22 protein-coding genes and 1 tRNA gene are annotated in these 24,186 nt (G+C 63.6%); 15 read left to right on the plus strand and 8 right to left on the minus strand.

Annotation, left to right across the window (positions count from 1 at the left end):
- Positions 1-67: 67 nt before the first annotated feature.
- On the minus strand, positions 68-496 hold the full coding sequence (locus RA164_RS08295) for a winged helix-turn-helix transcriptional regulator (protein WP_329740401.1): 429 nt from the start codon (positions 494-496) through the stop codon (positions 68-70).
- A gap of 129 nt (positions 497-625) precedes the next feature.
- On the opposite strand from RA164_RS08295, the gene RA164_RS08300 reads away from it, so the two are divergent.
- Together RA164_RS08300 and RA164_RS08305 are read left to right on the plus strand one after the other, a co-directional pair.
- A complete protein-coding gene (locus RA164_RS08300) occupies positions 626-1,387 on the plus strand; it encodes an SDR family oxidoreductase (RefSeq protein ID WP_329740402.1) in 762 nt (253 codons plus the stop codon).
- A 57-nt stretch (positions 1,388-1,444) separates the two neighbouring features.
- On the plus strand, positions 1,445-2,401 hold the full coding sequence (locus RA164_RS08305) for an alpha/beta hydrolase (RefSeq protein WP_329740403.1): 957 nt from the start codon (positions 1,445-1,447) through the stop codon (positions 2,399-2,401).
- Positions 2,402-2,706: 305 nt separating this feature from the next.
- On the opposite strand, the gene RA164_RS08310 is transcribed toward RA164_RS08305, so the two are convergent.
- Complete coding sequence (locus RA164_RS08310; protein ID WP_329740404.1) at positions 2,707-4,323, minus strand: ABC-F family ATP-binding cassette domain-containing protein; 1,617 nt, start codon at positions 4,321-4,323, stop codon at positions 2,707-2,709.
- Between the two features lie 412 nt (positions 4,324-4,735).
- Between RA164_RS08310 and RA164_RS08315 the strand changes: the two genes are divergently transcribed.
- Positions 4,736-5,404, plus strand: coding sequence for an RDD family protein (locus RA164_RS08315; RefSeq protein WP_329740405.1), 669 nt, complete (start codon positions 4,736-4,738; stop codon positions 5,402-5,404).
- A gap of 328 nt (positions 5,405-5,732) precedes the next feature.
- On the opposite strand, the gene RA164_RS08320 is transcribed toward RA164_RS08315, so the two are convergent.
- On the minus strand, positions 5,733-8,648 hold the full coding sequence (locus RA164_RS08320) for a TonB-dependent receptor (RefSeq protein WP_329740406.1): 2,916 nt from the start codon (positions 8,646-8,648) through the stop codon (positions 5,733-5,735).
- Between the two features lie 753 nt (positions 8,649-9,401).
- Here RA164_RS08320 and RA164_RS08325 point away from each other — a divergent pair.
- The 5 genes from RA164_RS08325 (at position 9,402) to RA164_RS08345 (ending at position 14,222) form a co-directional block, all read left to right on the plus strand.
- Positions 9,402-10,466 (plus strand): pirin family protein, encoded by a 1,065-nt coding sequence (locus RA164_RS08325; RefSeq protein WP_329740407.1) that lies wholly within the window; start codon positions 9,402-9,404, stop codon positions 10,464-10,466.
- A 122-nt stretch (positions 10,467-10,588) separates the two neighbouring features.
- Positions 10,589-11,197 carry a TetR/AcrR family transcriptional regulator gene (locus tag RA164_RS08330; protein ID WP_329740408.1) on the plus strand — a complete coding sequence of 203 codons (609 nt, stop codon included), beginning with the start codon at positions 10,589-10,591 and terminating at the stop codon, positions 11,195-11,197.
- Positions 11,198-11,256: 59 nt separating this feature from the next.
- Positions 11,257-12,414: an iron-containing alcohol dehydrogenase gene (locus RA164_RS08335; RefSeq protein WP_329740409.1), complete on the plus strand. Its 1,158-nt coding sequence runs from the start codon at positions 11,257-11,259 to the stop codon at positions 12,412-12,414.
- A gap of 21 nt (positions 12,415-12,435) precedes the next feature.
- Positions 12,436-13,464, plus strand: a complete 1,029-nt coding sequence (locus tag RA164_RS08340; RefSeq protein WP_329740410.1) for an NADP-dependent oxidoreductase — start codon at positions 12,436-12,438, stop codon at positions 13,462-13,464.
- Positions 13,465-13,544: 80 nt separating this feature from the next.
- Positions 13,545-14,222: a type 1 glutamine amidotransferase domain-containing protein gene (locus RA164_RS08345; protein ID WP_329740411.1), complete on the plus strand. Its 678-nt coding sequence runs from the start codon at positions 13,545-13,547 to the stop codon at positions 14,220-14,222.
- A gap of 271 nt (positions 14,223-14,493) precedes the next feature.
- Here RA164_RS08345 and RA164_RS08350 read toward each other — a convergent pair whose 3' ends face one another.
- Positions 14,494-15,606, minus strand: coding sequence for an MBL fold metallo-hydrolase (locus RA164_RS08350; RefSeq protein WP_329740412.1), 1,113 nt, complete (start codon positions 15,604-15,606; stop codon positions 14,494-14,496).
- 151 nt (positions 15,607-15,757) lie between these two features.
- Here RA164_RS08350 and RA164_RS08355 point away from each other — a divergent pair, with 151 nt between their 5' ends.
- The gene (locus RA164_RS08355; RefSeq protein WP_329740413.1) at positions 15,758-16,372 is read left to right on the plus strand and encodes a TetR/AcrR family transcriptional regulator; all 615 of its coding nucleotides are present in this window, start codon (positions 15,758-15,760) and stop codon (positions 16,370-16,372) included.
- Between the two features lie 37 nt (positions 16,373-16,409).
- Positions 16,410-17,057: a class I SAM-dependent methyltransferase gene (locus RA164_RS08360; RefSeq protein ID WP_329740414.1), complete on the plus strand. Its 648-nt coding sequence runs from the start codon at positions 16,410-16,412 to the stop codon at positions 17,055-17,057.
- Between the two features lie 66 nt (positions 17,058-17,123).
- Here the strand turns inward: RA164_RS08360 and RA164_RS08365 are convergent.
- Positions 17,124-17,200, minus strand: a tRNA-Arg gene (locus RA164_RS08365).
- Between the two features lie 117 nt (positions 17,201-17,317).
- On the opposite strand from RA164_RS08365, the gene amaB reads away from it, so the two are divergent.
- The 5 genes from amaB (at position 17,318) to murB (ending at position 22,596) form a co-directional block, all read left to right on the plus strand.
- Entirely contained in the window at positions 17,318-18,853 is a 1,536-nt protein-coding gene (amaB, locus tag RA164_RS08370) for an L-piperidine-6-carboxylate dehydrogenase (protein ID WP_329740415.1), read from the plus strand.
- 110 nt (positions 18,854-18,963) lie between these two features.
- Positions 18,964-19,737, plus strand: a complete 774-nt coding sequence (locus RA164_RS08375) for an SDR family NAD(P)-dependent oxidoreductase (protein WP_329740416.1) — start codon at positions 18,964-18,966, stop codon at positions 19,735-19,737.
- A gap of 4 nt (positions 19,738-19,741) precedes the next feature.
- A complete protein-coding gene (locus tag RA164_RS08380) occupies positions 19,742-20,509 on the plus strand; it encodes a class I SAM-dependent methyltransferase (protein WP_329740417.1) in 768 nt (255 codons plus the stop codon).
- Between the two features lie 10 nt (positions 20,510-20,519).
- The gene (locus RA164_RS08385) at positions 20,520-21,560 is read left to right on the plus strand and encodes a quinone-dependent dihydroorotate dehydrogenase (protein WP_329740418.1); all 1,041 of its coding nucleotides are present in this window, start codon (positions 20,520-20,522) and stop codon (positions 21,558-21,560) included.
- Between the two features lie 10 nt (positions 21,561-21,570).
- Positions 21,571-22,596, plus strand: a complete 1,026-nt coding sequence (gene murB / locus RA164_RS08390) for a UDP-N-acetylmuramate dehydrogenase (protein WP_329743515.1) — start codon at positions 21,571-21,573, stop codon at positions 22,594-22,596.
- A gap of 17 nt (positions 22,597-22,613) precedes the next feature.
- Here murB and RA164_RS08395 read toward each other — a convergent pair whose 3' ends face one another.
- Genes RA164_RS08395 through RA164_RS08405 form a run of 3 tightly spaced genes read right to left on the minus strand, consistent with a single transcriptional unit; the run spans position 22,614 to position 24,046 of the window.
- Positions 22,614-22,916: a hypothetical protein gene (locus RA164_RS08395; protein ID WP_329740419.1), complete on the minus strand. Its 303-nt coding sequence runs from the start codon at positions 22,914-22,916 to the stop codon at positions 22,614-22,616.
- A gap of 1 nt (position 22,917) precedes the next feature.
- Positions 22,918-23,244: a YbjQ family protein gene (locus tag RA164_RS08400; protein ID WP_329740420.1), complete on the minus strand. Its 327-nt coding sequence runs from the start codon at positions 23,242-23,244 to the stop codon at positions 22,918-22,920.
- 46 nt (positions 23,245-23,290) lie between these two features.
- Positions 23,291-24,046, minus strand: coding sequence for a Bax inhibitor-1/YccA family protein (locus tag RA164_RS08405; protein ID WP_329740421.1), 756 nt, complete (start codon positions 24,044-24,046; stop codon positions 23,291-23,293).
- Positions 24,047-24,186: the final 140 nt, after the last annotated feature.

The following is a 24,186-nucleotide window of genomic DNA, read 5'->3' on the forward strand; positions in this document are numbered from 1 at the left end:
CTTATTCCCTACCCCCGATAACCAGCCCTAATCACCTCCGCCGACTACCATACGAGGCCATAACGCGCTAAGAATCGCTTCGCGCTTCGAACGAACGACGGCAGCGCTCGACCTCCTCTTGGTGCCGCTCAGCCCAGTGCCAGACGTCGCAGAAGGCAGCGCTAAGACTTCTGCCAAGAGCAGTCAACTCGTACTCGACCCGCGGTGGAATCACCGGATATACAGTGCGTGTCACCAGGCCGTCGCGCTCCATCTGACGTAGCGTCTTGGTGAGCATCTTTTGGCTGATGTCGCCGACCAGGGTCCCCACCTGGGTAAAGCGCACTCGACCGTGCTCTTCGAGCACCTCAAGGGTCAGCATCGTCCACTTGTCGGCCACGCGTCCGATGATCTCGTGCACCAACGTGTTGATACCAGGATCGATAGCCCTGGCATCGGTCGCCGATATGGGACCGCGACGGCTTCGCTGCGGATTGGAGCTGTCATCAATGCCCATAAGATTTTGAACTATCCAATAGTTTCCAAGAGGTTTGTATAGCACTTTCAGGTGCCTACTTTACGTTGGATCGTGCCGTTCCTACCTTTTACTCCGCATCTCGCAATCCCCACAATGCAGGAGTACCCGATGAACCCCACCGACAACACCATTCTCATCACGGGCGGCGGCTCGGGCATTGGCCGCGCACTCGCCGATGCCTTTCAGGCCCGCGGCAATACCGTCATCGTCACCGGACGTCGGCTAGACCTTCTGCAGGCGGTGGTCGCAGGCAAACCGGACATGCATGCGATGTCTCTGGACATTAGCCAAGCAGATGCCGTCGCCGTCTTTGCGCGCCGCGTCGTGATGGACTTCCCCCGCCTGAACGTCGTCATCAACAATGCCGGCATCATGCGTGCCGAGAACCTGCTCGCCGATACCGTCGACCAGACTGACGCCGAGACCACGGTGGCAACCAATCTGCTCGGCCCCATGCGCCTGAACGCGGCGCTCTTGCCGCATCTGCGCGCGCAGCCTCGCGCTGCAATCCTCAACGTCTCCTCCGGCCTAGCCTTCGTGCCGCGTGCAGACACGCCGACCTACAACGCCACGAAGGCAGCGATCCATTCCTATTCGCAATCGCTTCGGTTCCAGCTGCGTCACAGTAAGGTGCAGGTCCACGAACTGGTTCCACCGTATGTGCAGACCGAGCTGATGAGTGCCGAGCAGGCCAACGATCCGCTGGCCATGCCGCTTGCCGATTTCATCGAGGAAACCATGTCCATTCTCGACACTGCTCCGGATGTCGAGGAAGTACTTGTTGAGCGCGTCCTACCGCTGCGTCATGCCGAACGCGGCGATTACTCCACGTTCTTCCGAACCTTCAACGAGCGGCTTGCAACGCACTGAGTGCCACCGACGAAACCGCGCCGATAAAGCCCTATGATGAGGATCGATTCCATGCGCATGAGCACACTCGAATTGCATCGCCATGCCCTCCGGGATGGCGAGAGCGACCAGCAGGCGCGCATCTTCCAGCGCAATGCACTACTAGACGCACTGTATCCAGCGAATCGACGCTTGATGTACGCCGCGATGTCTGCCCAGGCTCCGTTGGCGGACGGTGTCTCTATCGAGCCGGTCCATACTCCAGAGGTCCGCGGCTGGTGGGTGCGCCCGGAAAATCCTCTGCCTAGAAAAACCATCTTCTATGTCCACGGCGGCGGCTATCACTTGGGTGACGCCCGCTCATATCTGAACTTTGTCAGTCACATCGCCGTAAAGACACGGTGCGCAGTGTTCTGTGTCGACTACGCCCTCGCACCTGAACATCGCTTTCCCGCGGCATACGACGACGTGCGGCGGGCATTGAGCTGGTTCGTCGACCAGGACGCAGCCGAATACGTAGCGATGGGAGATTCGGCAGGCGGCGGGCTGGTGCTGGCCACGATCGATCAACAGCCTGTGTCAGGCGCAGCCCTCACATCCGTGGTGGTGTACTCGCCGTGGACGGATCTCAGTAACTCTGGCGCCTCGTTCATCGATCCGGGCACTCACGACCCGGTGTTTGTGCCGGCTGTTCTGAAGGGGCTGGCTAGTTCCTACCTGGACGGTGCCAATGCGCTCGATCCCCGAGCATCACCGCTGTTCGGCATTCCCAGCCAGCTGCCACCGCTCTACATCCAAGTAGGCTCCGACGAACTACTCCTGGATGATTCTTTGCGCTATGCCGATGGCGCAGCCGCCAAGGGGCACGCGGTACGTTTGGACATCTTCGATGGCATGTACCACGTGTTCCAGCGTGATGTGGGCGTGTTGGACACCGCAAGCGTCGCCCTGGCCCAGGCCGCGGCGTTCATTACGGCATCGTGGTCAGACGGAGAGCCCCGTGATCGGTTGCCCCACTCCGATAACACCGTGTAATCGCCCTTTGCAGACGCCATTTCATGAGCAAAACCTGACGACGCCCACCGCTCCGTGGAGCGTCCAAGGCATCTTTCGTCCAAGGCATCTTTGAAGTGTCTATGGTGACAGGGTAGAACCCGTCTTTGGCCTGGATGGAGGCCTACCTGAAGCCCAGGCCATCATCGGTGACTGACAGCAACTCACCGTGATCGAAGCAACACGCCAAACAAGTTCCACTCGGGCTTGTTTGGCGTGTGTCACGACAGACCCTGCATGAAGCGCCAGCTCAGGGCACGCAGAGTCGCGTCAAAGCTGAAGCGACCTTACTCCCACTCAGTCAGGCTAAAGCCACGCTCTGAGATATCCAGACGATAGTCGAGTGCTACCTTGTCGAGGAATACAGAATCGTGGGACACAACAATCAACGCGCCTCGAAATCCCAGCAGCATCTTCTCCAGGGCATCGAGCGATTGCAGGTCGAGGTGGTTCGTCGGCTCGTCCAGCAACAACAGTTCTGCGGGTTGATCGCGGTATAAGGCAAAAGCAAGCGCTGCCTTTAAACGTTCACCACCACTAAGTTCAGCCGTGGGCTTGACGGCCAGATCGCCCGCCAGCCCGAGCAAAGCGAGCCGGGTTCGGAGGTCAGCTTGTGTCGCCGAGATGCTCTCCGCCAAGAGCTGATGGAGCACCGACTGCGAGGGATCAAGCAGGTCCAGTTGTTGGTCGATGTACGCCGCGGGCACGTGAACGCGGCAACTGCCCGCCCTTGGCGGTAGCTTGCCAGTGAGCACCCTGAGCAAGGTGGATTTTCCGCTGCCATTGGGACCCGTCACACCGATCCGCTGGCTCCCTCCGACGATCAGGTCGAGCGGATGCACGGCTCCCATGCCAAAGGGCAAAAGGAGATCTTCCAAGGTCGCAGCCTTGCGCTGCGCAGCCGGCGCGGCGATCGGGGCAAACAGGGCGACGCCGTCATCGTCCCGGATCTTCCGGGACGCCTCTTGAACTCGCCGCTCGCGTTCATCTCGGAGATCATCCTGGCCTTTCTGCAGCTTGGCCGCGGTCGTCTGCCCCTGGTCCTTCCGCCGCCCGAGAAGAATCGCGGCCTGATTGGCTTCACGTCCGGCGCGGTCACCACGTGAACGACGCCGGCTCATGTTTTCCTGGGCCTTGATTCGCTCCGCTTCCCCGCGGCGGAGCTCAGCCTTGCCGTGTTCCAGCTCAGCGCGGGCTCGACTTTGTTCTTCTGCCCTCAGTTGCAGATAGAAGTCGTAGCCTCCGCCATAGTCACGCAGACCCGATGGCGAGAGCTCGACGATGCGCTGCGCAACCTGCAGCAACTCGCGATCATGGCTCACCAAAAGTAGACCATTCGGCCACGCGTGCAGGCGATCAAACAGCGCCTGGCGTTGCAGGCGATCCATATGATTCGTTGGCTCGTCAAGCACGAGCATGTCGGGATCGGTCAGCCAGGCACCCGCCAGGGCAACCCGCGTCAACTCTCCCCCGCTGAGCTCGGAGGCAGGCTGGTCCAATCGCAGATGGCCCAGGCTCATGGCCTCGAGCCAACCCGCCAGGCGCAGACGAATGTCCCAGCGGTCAGCCACGAGCTCGAAATCTTCGGCGAGGATGCCCCCCGCCTCGATTCGGCCAAGGGCATCGAGCACCTGATCCACTCCCGCGACGGACGCCACCGTGGCGCCGGTCGGGCAAGCGATCTGCTGTGCCACGTAGACAATCCTCCCGTTGCGCCGGCAGCTCCCACTGGACGGGGCAAGCTGACCAGCAAGCAGGCGCGCGAGCACGCTCTTGCCCACGCCGTTACGACCGACCAGACCGGTCGGCTCGTGGCCGAGTTCAAGATCAAGGTTGGAAAAAAGCTGCCGGCCGTCGGGCCAGGCGAACGTCACGTCCTGCAAGAACAGGCGGAATTCCGTCATGGGATTCTCCAGGGATGCCGGATAGCGTTCCACCGCGATGGATGGAGGCGAACGGGCCGTCGAACAGACGGCGGCATCACTGGCGCATCGGACGGACTCCTCTTCAGGTGAATGGATATGGGGCGGAACTATAGCGAGGCCGGGGTTGATCGACAAACCGTCCATTCCTTCGCTAAAAGCATCTAACAGCAAATATCAGGTGACTCGGGCTTTCGGCTACGCAGACTTCTTATCGCATCCAGCGACAAATGGACGGAAGGCGCGATGGCAAACTGGACTGCCCCCGCATCTTGGAGGCTTTTCCCAAGGGAGCCAGATCGCCGGTTCAAGCGATGACAACACGCATCAACGACCACGGCGGCTGCCCCCGATACCCCGCCCTATTAGCGATGAGGCCAATCCTGGAGCGTCTTTGGCTATTGATCTGACCGTTACCCTGATCGACATCGGAAGGCACCAGTTCAAACAGATCCTTTGCCAGGCTCATCGCGACAGTCGTACATTCCGCCATTCAAGGGAACTTCGCCACAACCCAACTTCGTTGCTGCACCATACAAGGTCGCTCAACATGCCCACGTCAAGACAATTGCTCGCACCCAGGAGTTTTAAGGCACACAGTGCTCCTCGGCAGGCGTCTCTCGAAGGTCGTCGTCTTGCGTCGTTTCAGCGCCGTGCGATAGCTATGGCGGTAGATCTCATCATCTTCAATCTTGTCGCGATCGCGGTAACCAGCCTTTGGCGAATGGGTCACTCGAATTCAGCGGAAGCTGCGGGTACCGGCGTACGGGTGGTCGGTCTGGATACCTGGTGGGCGCTGGCGATCGTCGTGCTGTATTTCGGCACACTTACCTACTTTGGTCATGGTCAGACACCCGGCAAGCGCCTTCTGAGAATTCGCGTCGTGTCGCTCGTGCATGACCACATCACTCTCTGGCAAAGCATCGAACGCGCGCTTGGCTACGGCGCGTCGGCCCTCGAACTTGGTTTCGGCTTCTTGCAGTACTTCATCCATCCGAATGCGCAGACGGTTCACGACCGAATTGCTGAAACCATCGTCATTTCAGAGAACCCTTCACCTTGAGGCTGCTTGCCAGGAGCGAGCCAAGGCCGCTGCACGGGCCCCATCGCTGCAGTCCTGCTGTAAAAAGTACGAAGCGTTCGAAGGCGCGGCCGCATTGTTCGTTGACGGCAGCGCCGGTGCTGACACGCTTCTTGCACGTGATCTGGGGCACCGTGCTCGGTGCCACCTTCGGCGGCCTCAGTCGCTCCGCCACCTCGGCGTGAACGGATGGCGCCCCTTCGAAGGGGCGCCGCAGGGGCCACGATGCCTCCGCAATGATGCCGGCAGGACACCCGAAACCGGATGCCCTGCCCCGTGCCGGAACCCCCACGGTTCCGGCACCGCACGGTCAGAAGGTCGCGCGCAAGGTCAGTGCATAACGGGTGTCGTTCACGTACCAGGACGTGATGTGGTTGCCGGATGCGTTCTGATCCATGATCGTGCGCTGCACGGCGTTGTTGAGGTTGTTCATCTGCAGGCCGATCTTCAGGTGGCGATTGAGCGAGTAGAAGATCGAACCGTCCAGTTGTCCGTAGGCATCGGCGAACACCGGCAGCTTCCACGGGATGTTGTTGTCGGTGCCGTTGTAGCCGTTCGGACCGATCGACAGCAGGTATTCGCTACGCCAGTTGTAGGCCAGCCGGATCTGCCATGGACCGTGCTCGTAGTAACCGGCGATATTGTAGGAATCGCGCGACAGGCCGTCCGCCGGCAGGCTGCCGTAACCCGAGCCATCCGTGTCCAGCGGCACCGTATTGGTGCCATTCGGCACGTGGGTCCTGCTGCGGATGTAGGTGAAGTTCGCCGACATGCCGAAGCCCTTGACCGGCAGGAAATCGAAGAACTGATTCCAGCCGATTTCCGCACCATCGATGGTCGCCTTGCCGACATTCACCGGACGTGTGATCAGGTACTGATAGGTATTGCCGTCGAGTCCCTGGTACGAAACGAATCGCGACTCGTTGCGGAAGTAGTTGCTCAGCCCCTTGTGGAACACGTCGATCCAGGCCATGCCGCCGCGCTGCTGGTTGAAGTACCACTCCAGCGACAGGTCGAACTGGTTGGCCTTCATCGGCGTCAGGTACGGGTTGCTGTTCGACGTACCCGTCAAGGTCAGCTTGTCGATCGGCAGAGTGCTGGTGCCAGCCGGAGGGGTATAGCCCGACACCACGGCGGCATTGAGGATCTCGTAGGCCTGCATCTGGCTGAAGTCCGGCCGCGCAATCGCCTTGGAGAACGCAAAGCGCGTGAGCAGGTTCGGAGCGAACTCCCAACGCAGGTTGAAGCTCGGCAGGACATTGGTATACGAGTTGCGGGCATTGATCGGCGTGGTTTCGCCGTTGCCCAGGTAGGGCGCCAGGGTCTGGTTGGGGTACACCAGGAAGCCGTTGGCGGCATTGGTGGTCCGCACCGCCCGCACGCCGATGTTGCCGCTCAGGTTGATGTCGTCCACCCCGAAGTCGAGCATCGCGTATGCCGCATAGGTCTTCTCATGCTGCAGGTTGGTGTGCTGGGCATCGAGCAGCGTGGGTGTGTACGCTGCCGCGTAGCAGCAGGAGTAATACGGGTTGGCAGCGTTGTGGATGGCTGCGTAGCTACCCGGGTAGCCCAGCGCGGTCGACAGTACCGGTGCATAGAACGCACCCGGTATGCCGGCACCGCCACGATAGAAGTTCTTGAACGTGTCCAGGTGCACCAGGCTGGAATTGACCGTGCTGTTGAGATCCAGGCCGGGCAAGGCGCCACTAGGCAGCGCCCAGCCCTGCATCCAGGTCTGGAACACCGGCAGCCAGTTGTAGCCGGTGTCGATGTTGTGGGCATAGCGGTTGGTCAACCGTATGCCCCCCTTGAGCGAATGCACGAACCCGTCCAGGAAGCTGTACTTGATGTCGGCACGCCAGGCCAGTTCCTTCGCGTAGTTCTCGTCCTGGTGGTCCATGGTGAACCCCCAGTAGTAATTGGCGGGGTTCGTGGTGAAATTCGGATCGACCCCGATGGTCGGCGGGTTATGGCCATTCAGCGAGACATCGATATAGGGCACGTTGGTGCCCAGGGATACGGTGGAATCGAGCCGATGGGTCGTGGCCTGGACGAAGTGCAGCGTGCTCTTGATTTCGGTGCTGGAGTCCAGCTGCCACTTCATACCGGTGGAGAAGTCCGTGGTCCTGGAATGACTGTCCGATGCGCGGATATCGGTACCCATCGGCATGCCGCCACTCTGCGTCAGGCGACCGGACTGGAACACACCGTTGTTGATCGTGCTCGGCTGACTGGAGTCCACCATCACCTGGGTCGGATCGTTGCTCACGAAGATCGCATCTTCGTCCCAGACCTCGTGGTATCGGCTCTGGAATGCCGTGGCGAAGAAGTCGAGATTGTCCGTGGGCCGCCACTGGAAGGCGACGTAGGCACCATCGCGCTTGCGGTTGTAGATCAGGGTGCGCCAGTCGGCACCACGCGGCACCCATATGCCATCGGCGTTCTTGAAGAAGGGACGCACGAACAGGCCGTCGGTACGCGTGGCCAGGCGCGAGTCGGCCACATCGACCAGCAGGCCCATCTCGCCAATACTGGTGTTCCAGCGATTGCTGTAGAGCACCGAGGCGGACGGCTTGTACTTCTTGATGAAGTTGCCGTAGTTCTCGCTTACCGAAGCGGCGATCTTCTGACCCTTGAAGTCGAAGGGCATGAAGGTGCGCAGGTCCACGGTGCCACCCAGACCACCCTCGATCATCTCGGCGGTCTGGTTCTTGTAGACGTCGATGCCGGACATCAGCTCGGATGGCACGTCCTCGAAGCTGAGCGCGCGTCCACCGTTGGCGGAAAACGTGTCGCGGCCATTCAGCTCGGAACGCACCTGGGTGAGGCCGCGGATCTGCACGCCACTGCCTTCGGCCGAGAAGTGCTCCGGATCGCCCTGTGACAGGAAGTGATCGATGGTGACACCGGGAATACGCGACAGCGCTTCAGTCACGCTGCGGTCCGGCAAGGCACCGATATCCGTCGCGGACAGTGCATCGACGAAGGTGGGAGCGTAGAACTTGATGTCCTGCGCCTTCTCGACTGCAGCCCGGATGCCGGTCACGACGACGGCAGAGAGGTTCTTGGTCTGCTTCCTGTCGGGAGTCGCGGCTTTCTGCTTCGCCGATTTCGCGGATGATGTCGATCCGGCCTGCGTCTGGGACTGACCCTGGACAGCGCCGGCAAAAGGCTGCGCATGCAGATCCAGCGATCCGCAGAAGAACAACCCCAAGGTAATTGCCACGGACAACCGCCCCAGCGGTAATCCGGTCATCGAACGGCGACGTCCTGCGTCAGACGTAAACTTGCCATGCATAGTGAGCCCTCCCTCAAAAATTGACATGGCCGACTTGTTCGATTCCCCGTCGGCCTCACCCCTGACCAGCACAAGCGTCCAGGTCCCCCACGGCCCCGGCAATTGCTGGTATGTGCGGATGCTGTCGTGTTGCGCTTAAACCGCACAATTACGAAATCAAAAGCGACGATTAACGTTTCTCTGTGTGCGGCCGCAGCATGTACGTCGGAGAGCCTGTTCAGATAACCATGCGAGCAGGCATGCGATGCAAGATCCGCACTGCCGCCCAGTGGGAAACCGAAACGCCAGGCAAAAGTGCCATGCCAGTGCAGAACGGGCGGGATCCACCGATTGACCGCATGCAGATCGGACAACGCGCTCGAACGACATGCATGCCTGCATCCCGAGCCCGGAACGCTTGGTGCGAGCCTTCCTTTCGATGCACCGTTGCGACGTGCATCAGATCAGGCAGCTTTGCACTTCCGGTCATGACCGGCACGAGCTCACCGTCTCGACTCTCTGCCTCGCATGCGCATCGAGCTGGTCTTGTCCGGCCACACGCACGCGAAGATCGCGCATGCGTTCCGCCCCTTGAAAAACGGGCCGAGACGGCAGCCCTTGTGCACCAGCCATATATCCATCACAGCGCCATGCATTCGTCTTGCTGGCGCCTACCTCACCCAATGCGAACCAGGAGCAGCCATGACCGGCACCACCGACATCATCATCAGCGCCCAGCCACTGGATCGGCGCCTTCCCGGGATCGACCCCTTCATCTTCGGGGCCTATCACCTTGACCTTTATCCGCGTGGCAACGGCCAGCTCGGCCCCGATCCGTCCTTGCTCAAGGGGCGCGACATCGGCATGGATTTCAGCGGCAAGGACGGCTTCAGCATGTACCACGGCGACAAGGTGCCGGGTTTCCCCGCACACCCGCACCGTGGTTTCGAGACCGTGACCATCGTCCGCAAGGGGCTGGTCGATCATGCCGATTCGCTGGGTGCCACTGCGCGCTACGGAGAAGGTGACGTGCAATGGCTGACCACCGGCAGCGGCGTGCAGCATGGCGAGATGTTCCCGATGGTGCACGAGGGCAGGGACAACCCGCTCGACCTGTTCCAGATCTGGCTGAACCTGCCCGCCAGGCGGAAGATGGCGGCGCCGGACTTCACCATGTTCTGGGCGCATGACATCCCGCATGCAGTGCAGGTCGATGCGCAGGGTCGCCGCAGCGAGGTGGAAGTCATCGCCGGCGACTATGCACCGGTCGATGCGGCGGCAGCCGGCGGCCAGCCGTTGTTCAAGGCACTGATGCCGCCTCCGGCCTCGTGGGCCAGCGAGCCGGAAGCGGATCTCGCCATCTGGATCATCCGCCTGGAACCCGGCGCCAGCCTGGTGCTGCCCGCGGCCAGCCGTGAAGCACGTCGCGCGCTGTACCTGACCACGGGCAAGACCCTGACGGTGGACGGCCGCGTTTTCAACGAAAGCGTGATGGTGGAAGTGCGTGCCGATGCAACCGCACCGCTGTTCAACCACGGCACCGACGTGGTCGAGGTATTGTTGCTGCAAGGCAAGCCGATCGGCGAGCCACTCGTGACGCACGGCCCGTTCGTGGCCAATTCGCAGCAGGAGCTGATGCAGGCGATGCAGGATTACCGGCGCACCGAGTTCGGCGGCTGGCCCTGGCCGTCGCATGCACATACGCACGGCACGTCGGAACGCTTCGCCCAGCATCCGGATGGACGGGTGGAAAAACCTTCTGCCTGACGAGACAGGCCGCTTGCCGCGAGGGATCTCGAAGACGTACTTCGACATCCCTGGTTGGTACGTGTCGGCCACTCAAACCAATATCTAGACGACCGGTCTATTTTTTCTTACACTTGCCTGCCATGAGCGCAGCCGCTGCCACAGATATCCGCCAGCACATCCTGGACACGGCCCAGGTCCTGATTTCGGGACGCGGGTTCACGGCTGTGGGTTTGAGCGAGATCCTGCATGCGTCCAACGTACCCAAGGGCTCGTTCTATCACTACTTTCCGTCCAAGGAAGCGTTCGGCGAGTCGCTGCTACAGGGCTATTTCGATGGCTACCTGGCCGACCTGGAACGCGTGCTGACACGGCCGGGGCTTTCTGCCGCCGAGCGCTTGATGAACTACTGGCAGAACTGGCTGGAAACACAGACCCACTGCGACCCGAAGGGCAAGTGTCTTGCGGTGAAACTGGCCGCCGAGGTCAGTGACCTTTCCGAGGCCATGCGTGGCGTGCTCGAGCAAGGCACCGACAAGATCATCGCGCGCCTGGCGCAGGCCATCGACGATGGCTTCGGAGACGGCTCGTTGCCGGTCCATGAAGACGCGCCCGCATTGGCGACGACGCTTTACCAGTTATGGCTCGGCGCCAGTCTGCGCGCCAAGATCACCCGCGACCGCATGCCACTTGCAGCCGCTCTTGCCGCGACGCAGCGCCTGCTGGGCCTGCCTGTGCAGCCGACGCATTGACGTCCAATGCCCCTTTTTTTGCTTGACCTATAGACGACCGGTCTAATCGGAGAAACGCCATGAACAATTTCGACTTCTACAACCCGACCCGCATCGTGTTCGGTGCCGAAACCGTAGGACGCCTGGCTGACCTGGTGCCCGCCGATGCACGCGTGCTGTTGCTGTATGGCGGCGAAAGCGCGCGCAAGAACGGGACGCTGGACGAAGTGCGCGCGGCGCTAGGCACACGCGAAGTCCAGGAGTTCGGCGGCATCGAGCCCAACCCCAGCTACGAAACCCTGATGCGTGCGGTCGAGCAGATCCGCGATCAGCAACTCGACTACCTGCTCGCCGTCGGCGGCGGATCGGTAATCGATGGCACCAAGTTCGTGGCCGCGGCCGTGGGCTATGAAGGCGACCCGTGGCAGATCCTGGAAACCCGCGGCAGGCATATCAAGCAGGCGTTGCCGTTCGGCAGCGTGCTGACCCTGCCGGCCACCGGTTCGGAGATGAACGCAGCCTCGGTGGTCACGCGCCGCGCCACCAAGGCCAAGCTCGCCTTCTCCAGCCCGCATGTCTATCCGCAGTTCTCGATACTCGACCCGACCAAGACCTACACCCTGCCCCTGCGCCAGGTCGCGAACGGCGTGGTCGATGCCTTCACGCACATCATGGAACAGTATCTGACCTACCCCGCGGATGGCATGGTGCAGGATCGTTTTGCCGAAGGACTGCTGCAGACGCTGGTGGAGATCGGCCCGAAGGTACTGGCCAAGCCCGATGACTATGACCTGCGTGCGAACCTGATGTGGACGGCGACCCTGGCACTCAACGGGCTGATCGGCGCCGGTGTGCCGCAGGACTGGTCCACCCACATGATCGGCCACGAGCTGACCGCGCTGTACGGCATCGATCATGCCCGTACACTGGCCATCGTGCTGCCGGCCAATCTCGAGATTCGGCGCGAGGCCAAGCGCGGCAAGCTGCTGCAGTACGCCGAGCGCGTGTGGCACATCACCGAGGGTACGGAAGACCAGCGCATCGATGCGGCGATCGCGAAGACCCGCAGCTTTTTCGAAAGCCTGGATATCCCGACGCGGCTTCCGGGCTACAACGTGGGGGCCGATGCGATCGACGACATCGTGAAACAGCTTGAGCGCCACGCCATGACCCAGCTCGGCGAGCACCGCGACGTCACGCTAGAGGTGAGCCGCCGGATTCTCGAAGCCAGCGTCTGAAGTCCAACCGAGGCCACTCGTATGTCACCAGCCATCAACCGCCAGATCGTCCTGAACTCACGTCCCCGGGGCGAACCCACGCTGCACGACTTCCGTCTGGAAGAACAGGCGATACCGGAACCGGGTGACGGACAGGTGCTGTCGCGCACAATCTACCTGTCGCTCGACCCGTACATGCGCGGCCGCATGAACGAAGGGCCGTCGTATGTGCCGCCGATCGCCCTGGGCGGCGTGATGGGTGGCGGCACCGTCAGTCGCGTGGTGGCCTCGCGCCACCCATCCTTCAAGGTCGGCGACCTGGTATCCAGCTTCAATGGCTGGCAGGACTACGCCCTGTCCGACGGCAGCGACCTCAACCTGATCGACAGCCGCCTGGCGCAGCCATCGCTCGCCCTCAGCCTGCTGGGCATGACCGGGTTCACCGCCTATCACGGCCTTCTCAACATCGGTAAACCGCAAGCGGGCGAAACCGTGGTGGTCGCCTCGGCCACTGGCGCGGTCGGCTCGGTGGTCGGACAGATCGCCAAGCTCAAGGGCACTCGCGCCGTAGGCATTGCCGGCGGCGCCGAGAAATGCCGCTATGCGGTCGACGTGCTGGGCTTCGATGTCTGCATCGACCACCGCGCGCCCGACTTCGCCGCGCAGCTTGCGGCAGCCACACCCGATGGCATCGACGTGTATTTCGAGAACGTGGGCGGGGCAGTGTTCGAGGCCGTACTGCCCCTGCTCAACATCAACGCACGTGTTCCGGTCTGCGGCCTGATCGCCCATTACAACGCCACCGAGCTGCCCGCCGGCCCGAACCTGGTACCGCAACTGATGTCGCGGGTACTGACCCGGCGCATCCTGATCCAGGGCTTCATCATCGCGGACCATTTCGCCACCGGCTTCGCCGCATTCCAGCGCGACATGAGCCCCTGGGTCGCCGAGGGCAAGGTGCAGATGCGCGAGGCGTTCGTGGACGGGCTGGAGCAAGCACCGCAGGCGCTGATCGACCTGCTGGCCGGCCGGCACTTCGGCAAAGTAGTCGTCAACGTCAACCCGCTCTGACCCCTGCTCCGCACTGTCCCGATGCCGTACTGGCGTCCATGCACGCCGATCGACAGCATGACCTACTGAAAGGATCACCCATGAAAATTCTTGTTGTTCTTACTTCGCACGACCAGCTGGGCGACACCGGCGAAAAGACCGGCTTCTGGCTCGAGGAGCTGGCCGCGCCCTATTACGCATTCATCGATGCCGGCGCAGAGCTGACCCTGGCTTCGCCCAAGGGTGGCCAGCCGCCGCTTGACCCGCGCAGCGACGACCCGGCATTCCAGACGGACAGCACACGCCGTTTCAAGGCCGACGCCGTCGCCACCCAGGCCCTGGCCCATACCCGCAAGCTGGCTGACGTCTCGATGCAGGACTTCGACGCGGTGTTCTATCCCGGCGGCCACGGTCCGCTGTGGGATCTCGCCGAAGACAAGGTTTCCATCGCGCTCATCGAAAACGCCATGGCGGCCGGCAAGCCGGTCGGTGCCGTGTGTCATGCCCCTGGCGTGTTGCGCCACGTGAAGGCCGCGGACGGTTCACCGCTGGTCAGCGGCAAGACCGTTACCGGTTTCAGCAATACCGAGGAAGATGCAGTCGGCCTGACCAAGGTGGTGCCGTTCCTGGTCGAGGACATGCTGAAGGCCAACGGCGGCAACTACAGCAAGGCGGCCGACTGGCAGTCCTATGTGCAGACCGACGGCCTGCTGGTCACCGGACAGAACCCCTCCTCGTCCGAGGCAGCGGCCAAGGCGCTGCTGAAGCTGCTGGCCTGAGTTGATCCCAGCGCGTGGCGATAGCCGTCGGTCCCGGCCAGGCCGGTCGCTATCGCCACCATGCCAACTGCGAAACACCCTCAGATGCGATGAGCGCGTTCCAGCGCAGCCAGCAGCATCACGACCGGGTCAGGCCCAAGGTCGCCCGCAGGGCGTCGGCAGACCCACCGCTCTGATGGAATGTCATCGTCTGGGCTATACCCTGTTCGCCCGCAGCCTGATCCTGTGCTCGCCGTACGCGGGGCACGCCCTGTCCCCATGCGCCATGGAGTTATGCCCCGGCGGTGGCTCGGTTCGAAGCATTGCCGGCATCGGCCTGCACGGCTGCGCTATCCACTTCGCGCCACCAGAGGGTGGCTGCGCGCGGTGCCGACAGATCCACCCGCTCGCCCATGCGTGGTGTGGCCAGGGCGATACCCTTCGTCTGGCTCAGTGCAAGCACCCGCTCGAACGGTTCCTGCCAGGGGTGGAAGGCCAGGTCGAAGGTGCCGTTGTGCACCGGCAGCAGCCACTGCCCGCGCAGGTCCAGGTGCGCCTGCACCGTCTGTTCGGGCTGCATGTGCACGTACGGCCACTGCGCGTCGTAAGCCCCGGTTTCGATCATGGTGACGTCGAACGGTCCGAAACGCTGGCCAATCGCTTCGAAGCCGTCGAAATAGCCGCTGTCGCCACTGAAGAACAGCTTCAGTGGACGCTGGTTCTGCGCGCGTACGCCGTCGACCGGGTCAACGATGACCCAGGACGCCCACAGCGTCCTGTTGCCATCGAACATGCCGCGTCCGGAAAAATGCTGCGCCGGCGTGGCGGTGAACTCGATGCCGTCGATGCGGGTGCCCTGCCACCAGTCGAACTGCTGCACCTTGGCCGGGTCCACGCCCCAGGCGATCAGCCGGTCGCCCACGCCCAACGGCGTGAGGAACACCTCGGCTGTCCTGGCCAGCTTGAGCACAGTGGTACGGTCGAGATGGTCGTAGTGGTCGTGCGAAAGGATCACGCCACGCAGCGGCGGCAATGCGTCCAGCCCGATCGGCGGCGCGTGGAAGCGTTTGGGCCCCATCCATTGCAGTGGCGACGCGCGCTCGGCGAATACCGGGTCGGTGATCCAGAAGCCGCCGCGCAGCTTCAGCAGCATGGTCGAATGTCCAAGACGGAACAGGCTGCGATCGGGGGCGGCCTCCAGCTGCGCGCGGCTCAACACATCCACCGGGATCGAACCGGCGGGCACGCTGCTGGCCGGTTTGTTGAACATCGCGTTCCAGATGATCCGCAGGGTCTTGGAGAGGCCCTGTGCGGGCTTCGGCGCGGCATTTCGATAGCGGCCTTCGGAGGTCTGCAGCGAGGGTGGAAAAGCCACGACCGGGGCACGACGTGTGGTGGCGCTCATGATGCAGGACTCCTGGCGAGCCCGCCGTGGATCTAGCCTTGCCGGCGCGGATCCGACGCGGGTCTGCCGATGACTGGGGACAGGGAAACTACACGGAGCAGTGTAGTTTTGGCATGACGAAAAGTAAACCGTCCGGTGTAAACTTTCCCGTATGCCTGAACCCCATGCACCGGACCGACTGACCGACCGCAAGCGCGCCGCCATTCTGGAGGCCGCCGCCGCCGAATTCCGCCAATCCGGCTACGCGGCAACCAGCATGGACCGCATCGCCGCCAGCGCGGGTGTGTCCAAGCGCACCGTCTACAACCACTTTCCCAGCAAGGAAAGCCTGTTCGCGCAGATTCTGCAGGCGCTGTGGGAAAGCAGCATGGACGCCCTCGACCTGGCCTACCGCGACGATCGTCCGCTGCGCGCGCAGTTGCTGGACCTGTTGTCGCAGAAGATGCGACTACTGAACGACCCGCACTTCACCGAGCTGGCGCGTGTCGCGATCGTCGCCGGTATTCATTCGCCGCAGCTCGCGCAGGACGTCGTCGCACGCATGAGCGACCGCGAGGAAGGCCTCAGCCTGTGGGTGCGTGCCGCCGTGCGTGCCGGCCGGCTGAAGACCCGCGACCCGCAATTCGCCACCATGCAGTTGCAGGCCCTGATCAAGGGCTTCGCGTTCTGGCCACAGATCGCCCTGGGCCAGCCGCCATTGAGCGCCGCGCAGCAGAAGCAGCTCGTGGAAGCCTCGGCTGACATGTTCCTTGCCCGCTACGCCTGACGCCCACATTCTCCCCTGACCGCTACCGGACGCCTGCATGCCTGCGCCATCGACCTGTCCTGTGTGCACCTGCAAGCATCCCCGGCTGTTCATGCAGGTCGACGGGCGCAGCTACTGGCGTTGCGAGAACTGCATGGCCACTTTTCTCGACCCGTCGCAGTTGCCGGACCTGACCGCCGAACGGGCCGAGTACCAGCTGCATCGCAACGAGGTCGACGACCCCGGCTATCGCCGTTTCCTGTCACGCGTGACTGCCCCGCTGCTGGCGCGCCTGGAACCGGGACAAAGCGGTCTCGACTACGGTTGCGGTCCGGGACCGGCACTGGCGGCCATGCTGGAAGAAGCTGGGCATGGCATGACACTGTACGACCCGCTGTTCCGCAACGACCCGGCGGCGCTCGCACGCAGCTACGACTTCGTTACCTGCACCGAAGTGGCCGAGCACTTCCATCGTCCGGCCGAGGAGTTCGCGCGTCTCGATGGTCTGCTCAAGCCTGACGGCTGGCTGGCGCTGATGACGATCTTCCAGACCGACGACCAGGCTTTCGCCGGCTGGCACTATCGCCGCGACCCGACCCACGTGGTGTTCTACCGCGAACAGACCCTGCGCCATATCGCCGCACGGATGGGCTGGCACTGCGAGATTCCCTGCGCCAACGTTGCTCTGTTCCAGAAGGCAGGCTGAGCGTCCGACCCGCTGCCGGGTGGAGCGCGTGCACGCTGCGCGTCTGCGGCGCACGCATGCGCGAAATGGTGCCCCCGATACGATTCGAACGTACGACCTTCCCCTTAGGAGGGGGACGCTCTATCCAACTGAGCTACGGGGGCTGACGCGAAGATTGTTGCATGGATTGCGGCACGCTGCGAAGCGTGGACATGACCTGCCCTGCTAGAATTGCGGTTTTAAAACAGGACGCTTTCCGGCGTCCGGTCCAAGGAGTACGCATGTCCCACAGCATTCTCAGCGCGCTCGGCCTGGCCGAGACCAATTCCGGCACCTACCTCGGCAAGGGCGAGTGGTCCACGACCACCGACGCTGGCACGCTGCAGCCGGTGAACCCGGCTACCGGCGAAGTGATTGCCACTGTGCACGCCTCCAGCGCCGCCGATTACGAAACCATCGTCAAGCGCGCGCAGGCTGCCTTCAAGGTATGGCGTACCACCCCGGCGCCGCAGCGTGGCGAGGCCGTGCGGCTGTGCGGCGAAGCCCTGCGCAAGCACAAGGACGCGCTGGGCTCGCTGGTCGCGCTGGAGATGGGCAAGATCAAGCCCGAGGGTGACGGCGAAGTGCAGGAGATGATCGACATCGCCGACTTCGCGCTGGGCCAGAGCCGCATGCTCTACGGCTACACCATGCATTCGGAGCGCCCCGGTCACCGCATGTACGAGCAGTACCATCCGCTGGGCGTAGTCGGCATCATCTCGGCGTTCAACTTCCCGGTTGCCGTGTGGGCATGGAATGCCATGCTGGCCGCCATCGCAGGTGACATCTGCATCTGGAAGCCGTCGCCGAAGACTCCGCTGACCGCCATCGCCACGATGAAGATCTGCAACGAGGCGCTGAAGGACGCGGGCTACCCCGACCTGTTCTTCCTGTTCAACGACGGCGGCACCGAGCTGGCGCAGCAGTTCGTCGACGACAAGCGCGTCGCGCTGATCAGCTTCACTGGTTCGACCAAGGTGGGCCGCATGGTCGGCGAGCGCGTGGCCAAGCGCATGGGCCGCTCGCTGCTGGAGCTGGGCGGCAACAACGCGATCATCCTGGACCAGAGCGCCGACCTGAAGCTGGCGATTCCCGGCATCGTGTTCGGTTCGGTCGGCACCGCCGGTCAGCGCTGCACCACCACCCGCCGCCTGATCGTGCACCGCTCGATCCACGACGACGTGGTGCAGACCCTGGTCAAGGCCTATAAGCAGGTCGAAGGCAAGATCGGCGATCCCACCCTGCCGACCACGCTGATGGGCCCGCTGAACAGCCCCGAGGGCGTGCAGGCCTACCTCGCCGCTATCGAGAAGGCCAAGGCCGCGGGCGGCACCGTCGCCACCGGCGGCTCCGCGCTGACCGACCGCAAGGGCAACTTCGTGCTGCCGACCATCATCACCGGCTTGAAGAACACGGACGAGGTAGTGCAGTCGGAAACCTTCGCGCCGATCCTCTACGTGATGCCGTTCGACAGCATCGACGAAGCGATCGACATGCAGAACGACGTGCCGCAGGGCCTGTCCTCGGCGATCTTCACGCAGAACCTGAAGGTGGCCGAGCAGTTCCTGTCGGCGGCCGGCAGCGATTGCGGCATCGCCAACGTCAACATCGGCACCTCCGGCGCCGAGATCGGCGGCGCCTTCGGTGGCGAGAAGGAAACCGGCGGTGGCCGCGAGTCCGGCTCGGACGCGTGGAAGGTCTACATGCGTCGCCAGACCAACACCATCAACTATTCGGACGCACTGCCACTGGCCCAGGGCATCAAGTTCGACCTGTAAGCCGTTCGACGGCGGCGGCTGCCACCAGGCATCCGCCGCCCCGGTCCGTCGCCCCGGTGTTGACGGGGCAATCGACAACACCATGTCCTCGCCTCGTTCCGGAGTCCCCGATGGCAGATGCACTCCCCACTCCGTTCCGGTTGCCGGGTTACCGCGTGCTCGTCGCCGGTGGCAGCAAGGGCATCGGTCGCAGTATCGCGCTGGCCTTCGCCGAAGCGGGTGCGGCCGTGTCGGTATGCGCGCGCGGCCAGGCGGCACTGGATGAAGTCGCCCGCGAAATTTCCGGACTCGGCGCCATCGCCCATGTGCAACGTTGCGACCTGGCCGACCCGAATGCCATCCATGCCTGGGTGCAGGCCGGCGCCAAAGCACTCGGCGGTATCGACGTACTGGTCAACAATGCCAGCGGCTACGGATTCAACGACGACGATGAAGGCTGGAACGCCGGTTTCCAGGTCGACCTGATGGCCGCAGTGCGCGCCTCGCGCGAGGCGCTGCCCTATCTCGGCCAGTCGGCAAACCCGAGCATCCTGCATACCAGCTCGATCGCGGCCTTTCATCCACGGCGCAACGGCGCGCCGTATGCCGCGGTGAAAGCGGCACTCAGCCAGTACACCACCTCGCAGGCACTGGCACTCGCCGAGCAGCGCATCCGGGTCAACGCGATTGCACCCGGCTCTATCAGTTTCCCCGACGGCTTGTGGGAGCGGCGGCGTGTGGAAGAACCCGCGCTCTACGCCGCCACCCTGGCGAAAATTCCGTTCGGCCGCTTCGGCACACCCGAGGAAATCGCCCATGCTGCGCTATTCCTCGCCTCGCCGTGGGCCGGCTGGATCACCGGCCAGACCTTGTGCGTCGACGGCGGCCAGCAACTGAACGGATGAGCCGATGAACAGCCTGCACAGCACCGAGCGCTTCAGTGATCGTGTCGCCGACTACGTGCGCTACCGCCCCGATTACCCGCAAGCCCTGATCGACTGGCTGCGCAACGAACATGGCATGACGGCGGACTGGCAGGTCGCCGACGTCGGCGCCGGCACCGGTATTTCCAGCAAGTTGCTGCTCGATGCCGGCCTGACGGTGACTGCGGTGGAGCCGAATGCCGCGATGCGCGCCGCCGCCGCCGCGTGGCTGGACGACAACCCGCGCTTTGCCGCCGTCGACGGTCGTGCCGATGCCACCGGCCTGACCGATGCCAGTGTCGATCTGGTGACCGTCGCGCAGGCCTTCCACTGGTTCGATCCGGAAACCACTCGCCGCGAATTCCGCCGTATCCTGCGCCCGGGCCGTCCGGCAGCCATCTTCTGGAATTCGCGCCGGCTCGCCGGCACACCCTTCCTTGAAGGCTACGAGGCACTGCTGCAGCGCTACGGTACCGACTACACCAGCGTGGCCGAACGTTATGCCGACGACGCGACCATGCAAGCATGGTTCGGTACCGGCTGGCGCAGCACGGCGCGCTTCGAGCACAAGCAACGGCTCGACTTCGATGGCCTGCGTGGCCGCCTGATGTCATCGTCCTACGCACCGCAACCCGGACACCCGCAGCACGAGCCGATGATCACCGCCCTGCACGCCCTGTTCGAGCGTTGCCAGCAGGACGGACGGATCAGTTTCGACTACGACACCCGCATCATCGTGGGCACCTTCCACTGAGGTCACGACCATGTACGACCTGCTCCGCCCGCTGCTGTTCGCGTTCGATGCCGAAACCGCGCACCGGCTCACCCTGTACGGACTGGGCGTAGCCCACCGCAGCAACCTGGGGCGCTTCGTGGCAACGCCGCCGGAACCGCTGCCGGTGGAAGCGTTCGGCATCCGTTTTCCGAACCCGGTCGGCCTGGCCGCCGGTCTGGACAAGAACGCCGAGCATCTGGACGAACTGGGTGCGCTGGGTTTCGGTTTCGTCGAAGTCGGCACGGTGACGCCGCGCCCGCAGCAAGGTAATCCGCGCCCGCGCCTGTTCCGCCTGCCGCAGCACGAAGCCATCATCAACCGCATGGGCTTCAATAACGCCGGTGTGGATGCACTGGTCCGCAACGTGCAGAAATCCGAATATCGCGGCGTGCTCGGGATCAACATCGGCAAGAACAAGGACACACCGAACGAGCAGGCCGTCGACGACTACCTGTTCTGCCTGGAGCGCGTCCACGCGCATGCCGCCTACATCACGGTGAACATCTCGTCGCCCAACACCCAGGGCCTGCGCGACCTGCAGCAGGAAGAATCGCTGCGTCGCTTCATCGGCACCCTGCGCGAGGCACAGGAGCGGCTGGGCGCACAGGCCGGCGCACGCAAGCCGATGCTGCTGAAGATCGCCCCTGACCTCACCGAAGCCGAACTCGACGCCATCGCCGAAGTGCTGCTGGGCAGCGGTATCGACGGCGTCATCTGCACCAATACCACGACCGAGCGCAGCGCGGTCGCCAGCGATCCGCACGGCAACGAAACCGGCGGACTGTCCGGCAAACCGCTGTTCCGGCGTTCCACCGAAGTGCTGCGTGGCATGCGCCAACGCCTGGGTGAAGGTGTGCCACTGATCGGCGTGGGCGGGATCCTCGACGGCAGCGATGCCGTGGAGAAGCTGCAGGCCGGCGCCACCCTGCTGCAGATCTATTCGGGCCTGATCTACCGGGGCCCGCATCTTGTCACTGAATGCGTCGATGAAATCCGCCGCCAGACCCAAGGAACGACACATGCGGACTGAAGCCGTGGACATGGGCGGTTACACCCTCAGCGACCATGCCCCGCTGGTCCACCGGAACACCTTGCGCGTGGCCGCCAGGACACAGCTGCTGGCCGAAGTGCGTGATGCGGCCAAACTGCCGGAACTGCTCGCCTACCCGGCCGTGCGCAACGGCCAAGTGCTGGTGCTGGGTGAAGGCAGCAATGTGCTGTTCGTCAGCGACTATCCGGGCACGGTCGTCGCCATGGCCACCCAGGGCGTGCAGGTCGAGGCCGATGGCGAACAGGCCCGCATCGCCGTCGCCGCCGGTGAGCGCTGGGACGACTTCGTGCGCTGGACCCTGGGCCAGGGCTATGCCGGGCTCGAAAACCTGATCCTGATTCCCGGCACGGTCGGCGCGGCGCCGATCCAGAACATCGGCGCCTACGGCACCGAGGTGGCCGAGTTCATCGAGAGCGTGGAAGCCTGGGACACCCGTGAGCAGCGCGTTGCCGTGCTGGACAGCGCCGCCTGCGCCTTTGCCTACCGCGACTCGGTATTCAAGCGCGAACCGGGACGCTACATCGTCACGGCAGTGCGTTTCGTGCTGCCGCGCCAGCGCGAGCTGCGGCTGGACTATGCCGGCATCGGCGACGAACTGGCCCGCATGGGCGTGGCCAAGCCGGCACCGTTCCACGTCGCGGAGGCGGTGGTGCGTCTGCGCAGCCGCAAGCTACCCGACCCGGCCGTGATCGGCAATGCCGGCAGCTTCTTCAAGAACCCGGTAATCCCGGCGGCGCAGGCCGAGGCCCTCAAGCGCAAACACCCGGCGCTGCCGCTATGGCCGCAATCCGGCGATGTCGGCAAAGTGTCGGCGGCATGGTTGATCGAGACCGCCGGTTTCAAGGGACTGCGCGAAGGCGATGCCGGTATTTCCAACCGCCATGCGCTGGTACTGGTCAACCATGGCAAGGCCAGCGGCGCCGAGCTGTGGGCACTGGCGCAAAAGGTCATTGCCGGGGTGGATGCTGCCTTCGGCATCCGGCTGGAACCCGAGCCGCGCATCATCGGCGGTTGAGCATACGCGGGGCCGTTTCAGGCCCCGTGTTCCGGCCATGTTTTGATGTAGTGTCGGCTGCCGTCGGCGGGGTCGTGGTAAACCGCAACCAGGGCACCGCTTTCCGGATCGACGAAACGCTCGCCGGTATCCAGCCAGCGCGGATCCGGACGCCCGGCCTGCAGCGGCTTGTAGCGCCAGCGCTCGATGGCGAGGCCCACCAGCAACAACAGGCCGCCTATCAGCAGCTGCGGCAGCACCACCCAACCACCGGTGACGGCAGCGACCAGGCCAAGCAGCAACAGCACCCCGCCGGTCACATAGAGCGCGACCGTCAGCATGTCAGTGCGCCGCCGGCTCCAGCACCACGGCCGTGCCGTAGGCCACGATCTCGCTCATGGTCTGGCCGATCTCGGCCGAGTCGAAGCGCATCATCACTACCGCATTGGCCCCCATTGCCGTGGCGTTCTGCACCAGCCGGTCCAGCGCGTGCCGGCGGGCCTCCTCGAGCATCTGGGTGTACTCGTGGATCTCACCACCCACGATGGAACGCAGGCCCGCCATCAGGTTGCCGCCAATGCCCCGGCTGCGCACCACCACGCCGAACACCTGGCCTTTCACTTCGCGCACCTGGCGTCCGTGCACGTTTTCCGTCGTCACCACGATCATGCTGCGTCCCTCCGCATCGAAAATGCCGCGATCAGAAATTCCTCAGTCAGCGCCGGGCCTTCGACAGCAGGCGCAGGATCTCCATGTAAAGCCACACCAGCGTCACCATCAGCGCGAACGCGCCATACCACTCCATGTACTTCGGTGCACCCTGCTCGGTAGCGCGCTCGATCATGTCGAAGTCCAGCACCAGGTTCAGTGCGGCCAGCCCCACCACCAGCAGGCTGAAGCCGATACCCAGCGCACCGCTTTCGTGGATGAAGGGAATCTGGATGCTGGTGAAGGCGCGCAGGCCGATGTCCACCAGATACAACAACGCGATGCCGCCGGTAGCCGCGACCACGCCCATGCGGAAGCGGTCGGTGACCTTGATGATGCGCGAGCGGTACAGCAGCAACATGGCTGCAAGCACACCGGCGGTGAGCATTACCGCCTGCAGCACGATGCCCGGATAACGCAGGTTGATGACCACCGAGATGCCGCCGAGCACGCAACCTTCGGCCATCGCATACATCGGTGCCGTCACGCCCGACCAGCGGCTGGCGAAGGTGGTCACCATGGCCAGCACGAAGCCCACGATCAGGCCGCCCCAGAGGTACGGAGTGATGGCAGCCATGCCCGCCTGCAGCCCGCTTTCGCCGGCCACCTGGATGAAGTGCTGCCAGGTCCAGCCGCCGGTGATCAGCGCCAGCACCAGCAACAGGCCGGTGCGGGCGATGGTGCCGTTCATGGTCATCCGTTCACCGGTGACCGGCAGATCGCGGAAAGCCTTTTCCTGAAGTACGGGGTTGCGGGAACGCATGGATTTCCACTCCTAGTTTGAACGACCACGGGTTGAACGGTCAGAGGTTGAACGAGCTCGGCCGGATGGCGACCAGCCATGCATGCTACGCCGTGGGCGAAGTTACGTCACATGGCAAGTGCTACCGCGGCGTCCGCTCC

This window comes from Dyella sp. A6 (genome assembly GCF_036320485.1).
Taxonomy (GTDB): domain Bacteria; phylum Pseudomonadota; class Gammaproteobacteria; order Xanthomonadales; family Rhodanobacteraceae; genus Rhodanobacter_A; species Rhodanobacter_A aluminiiresistens.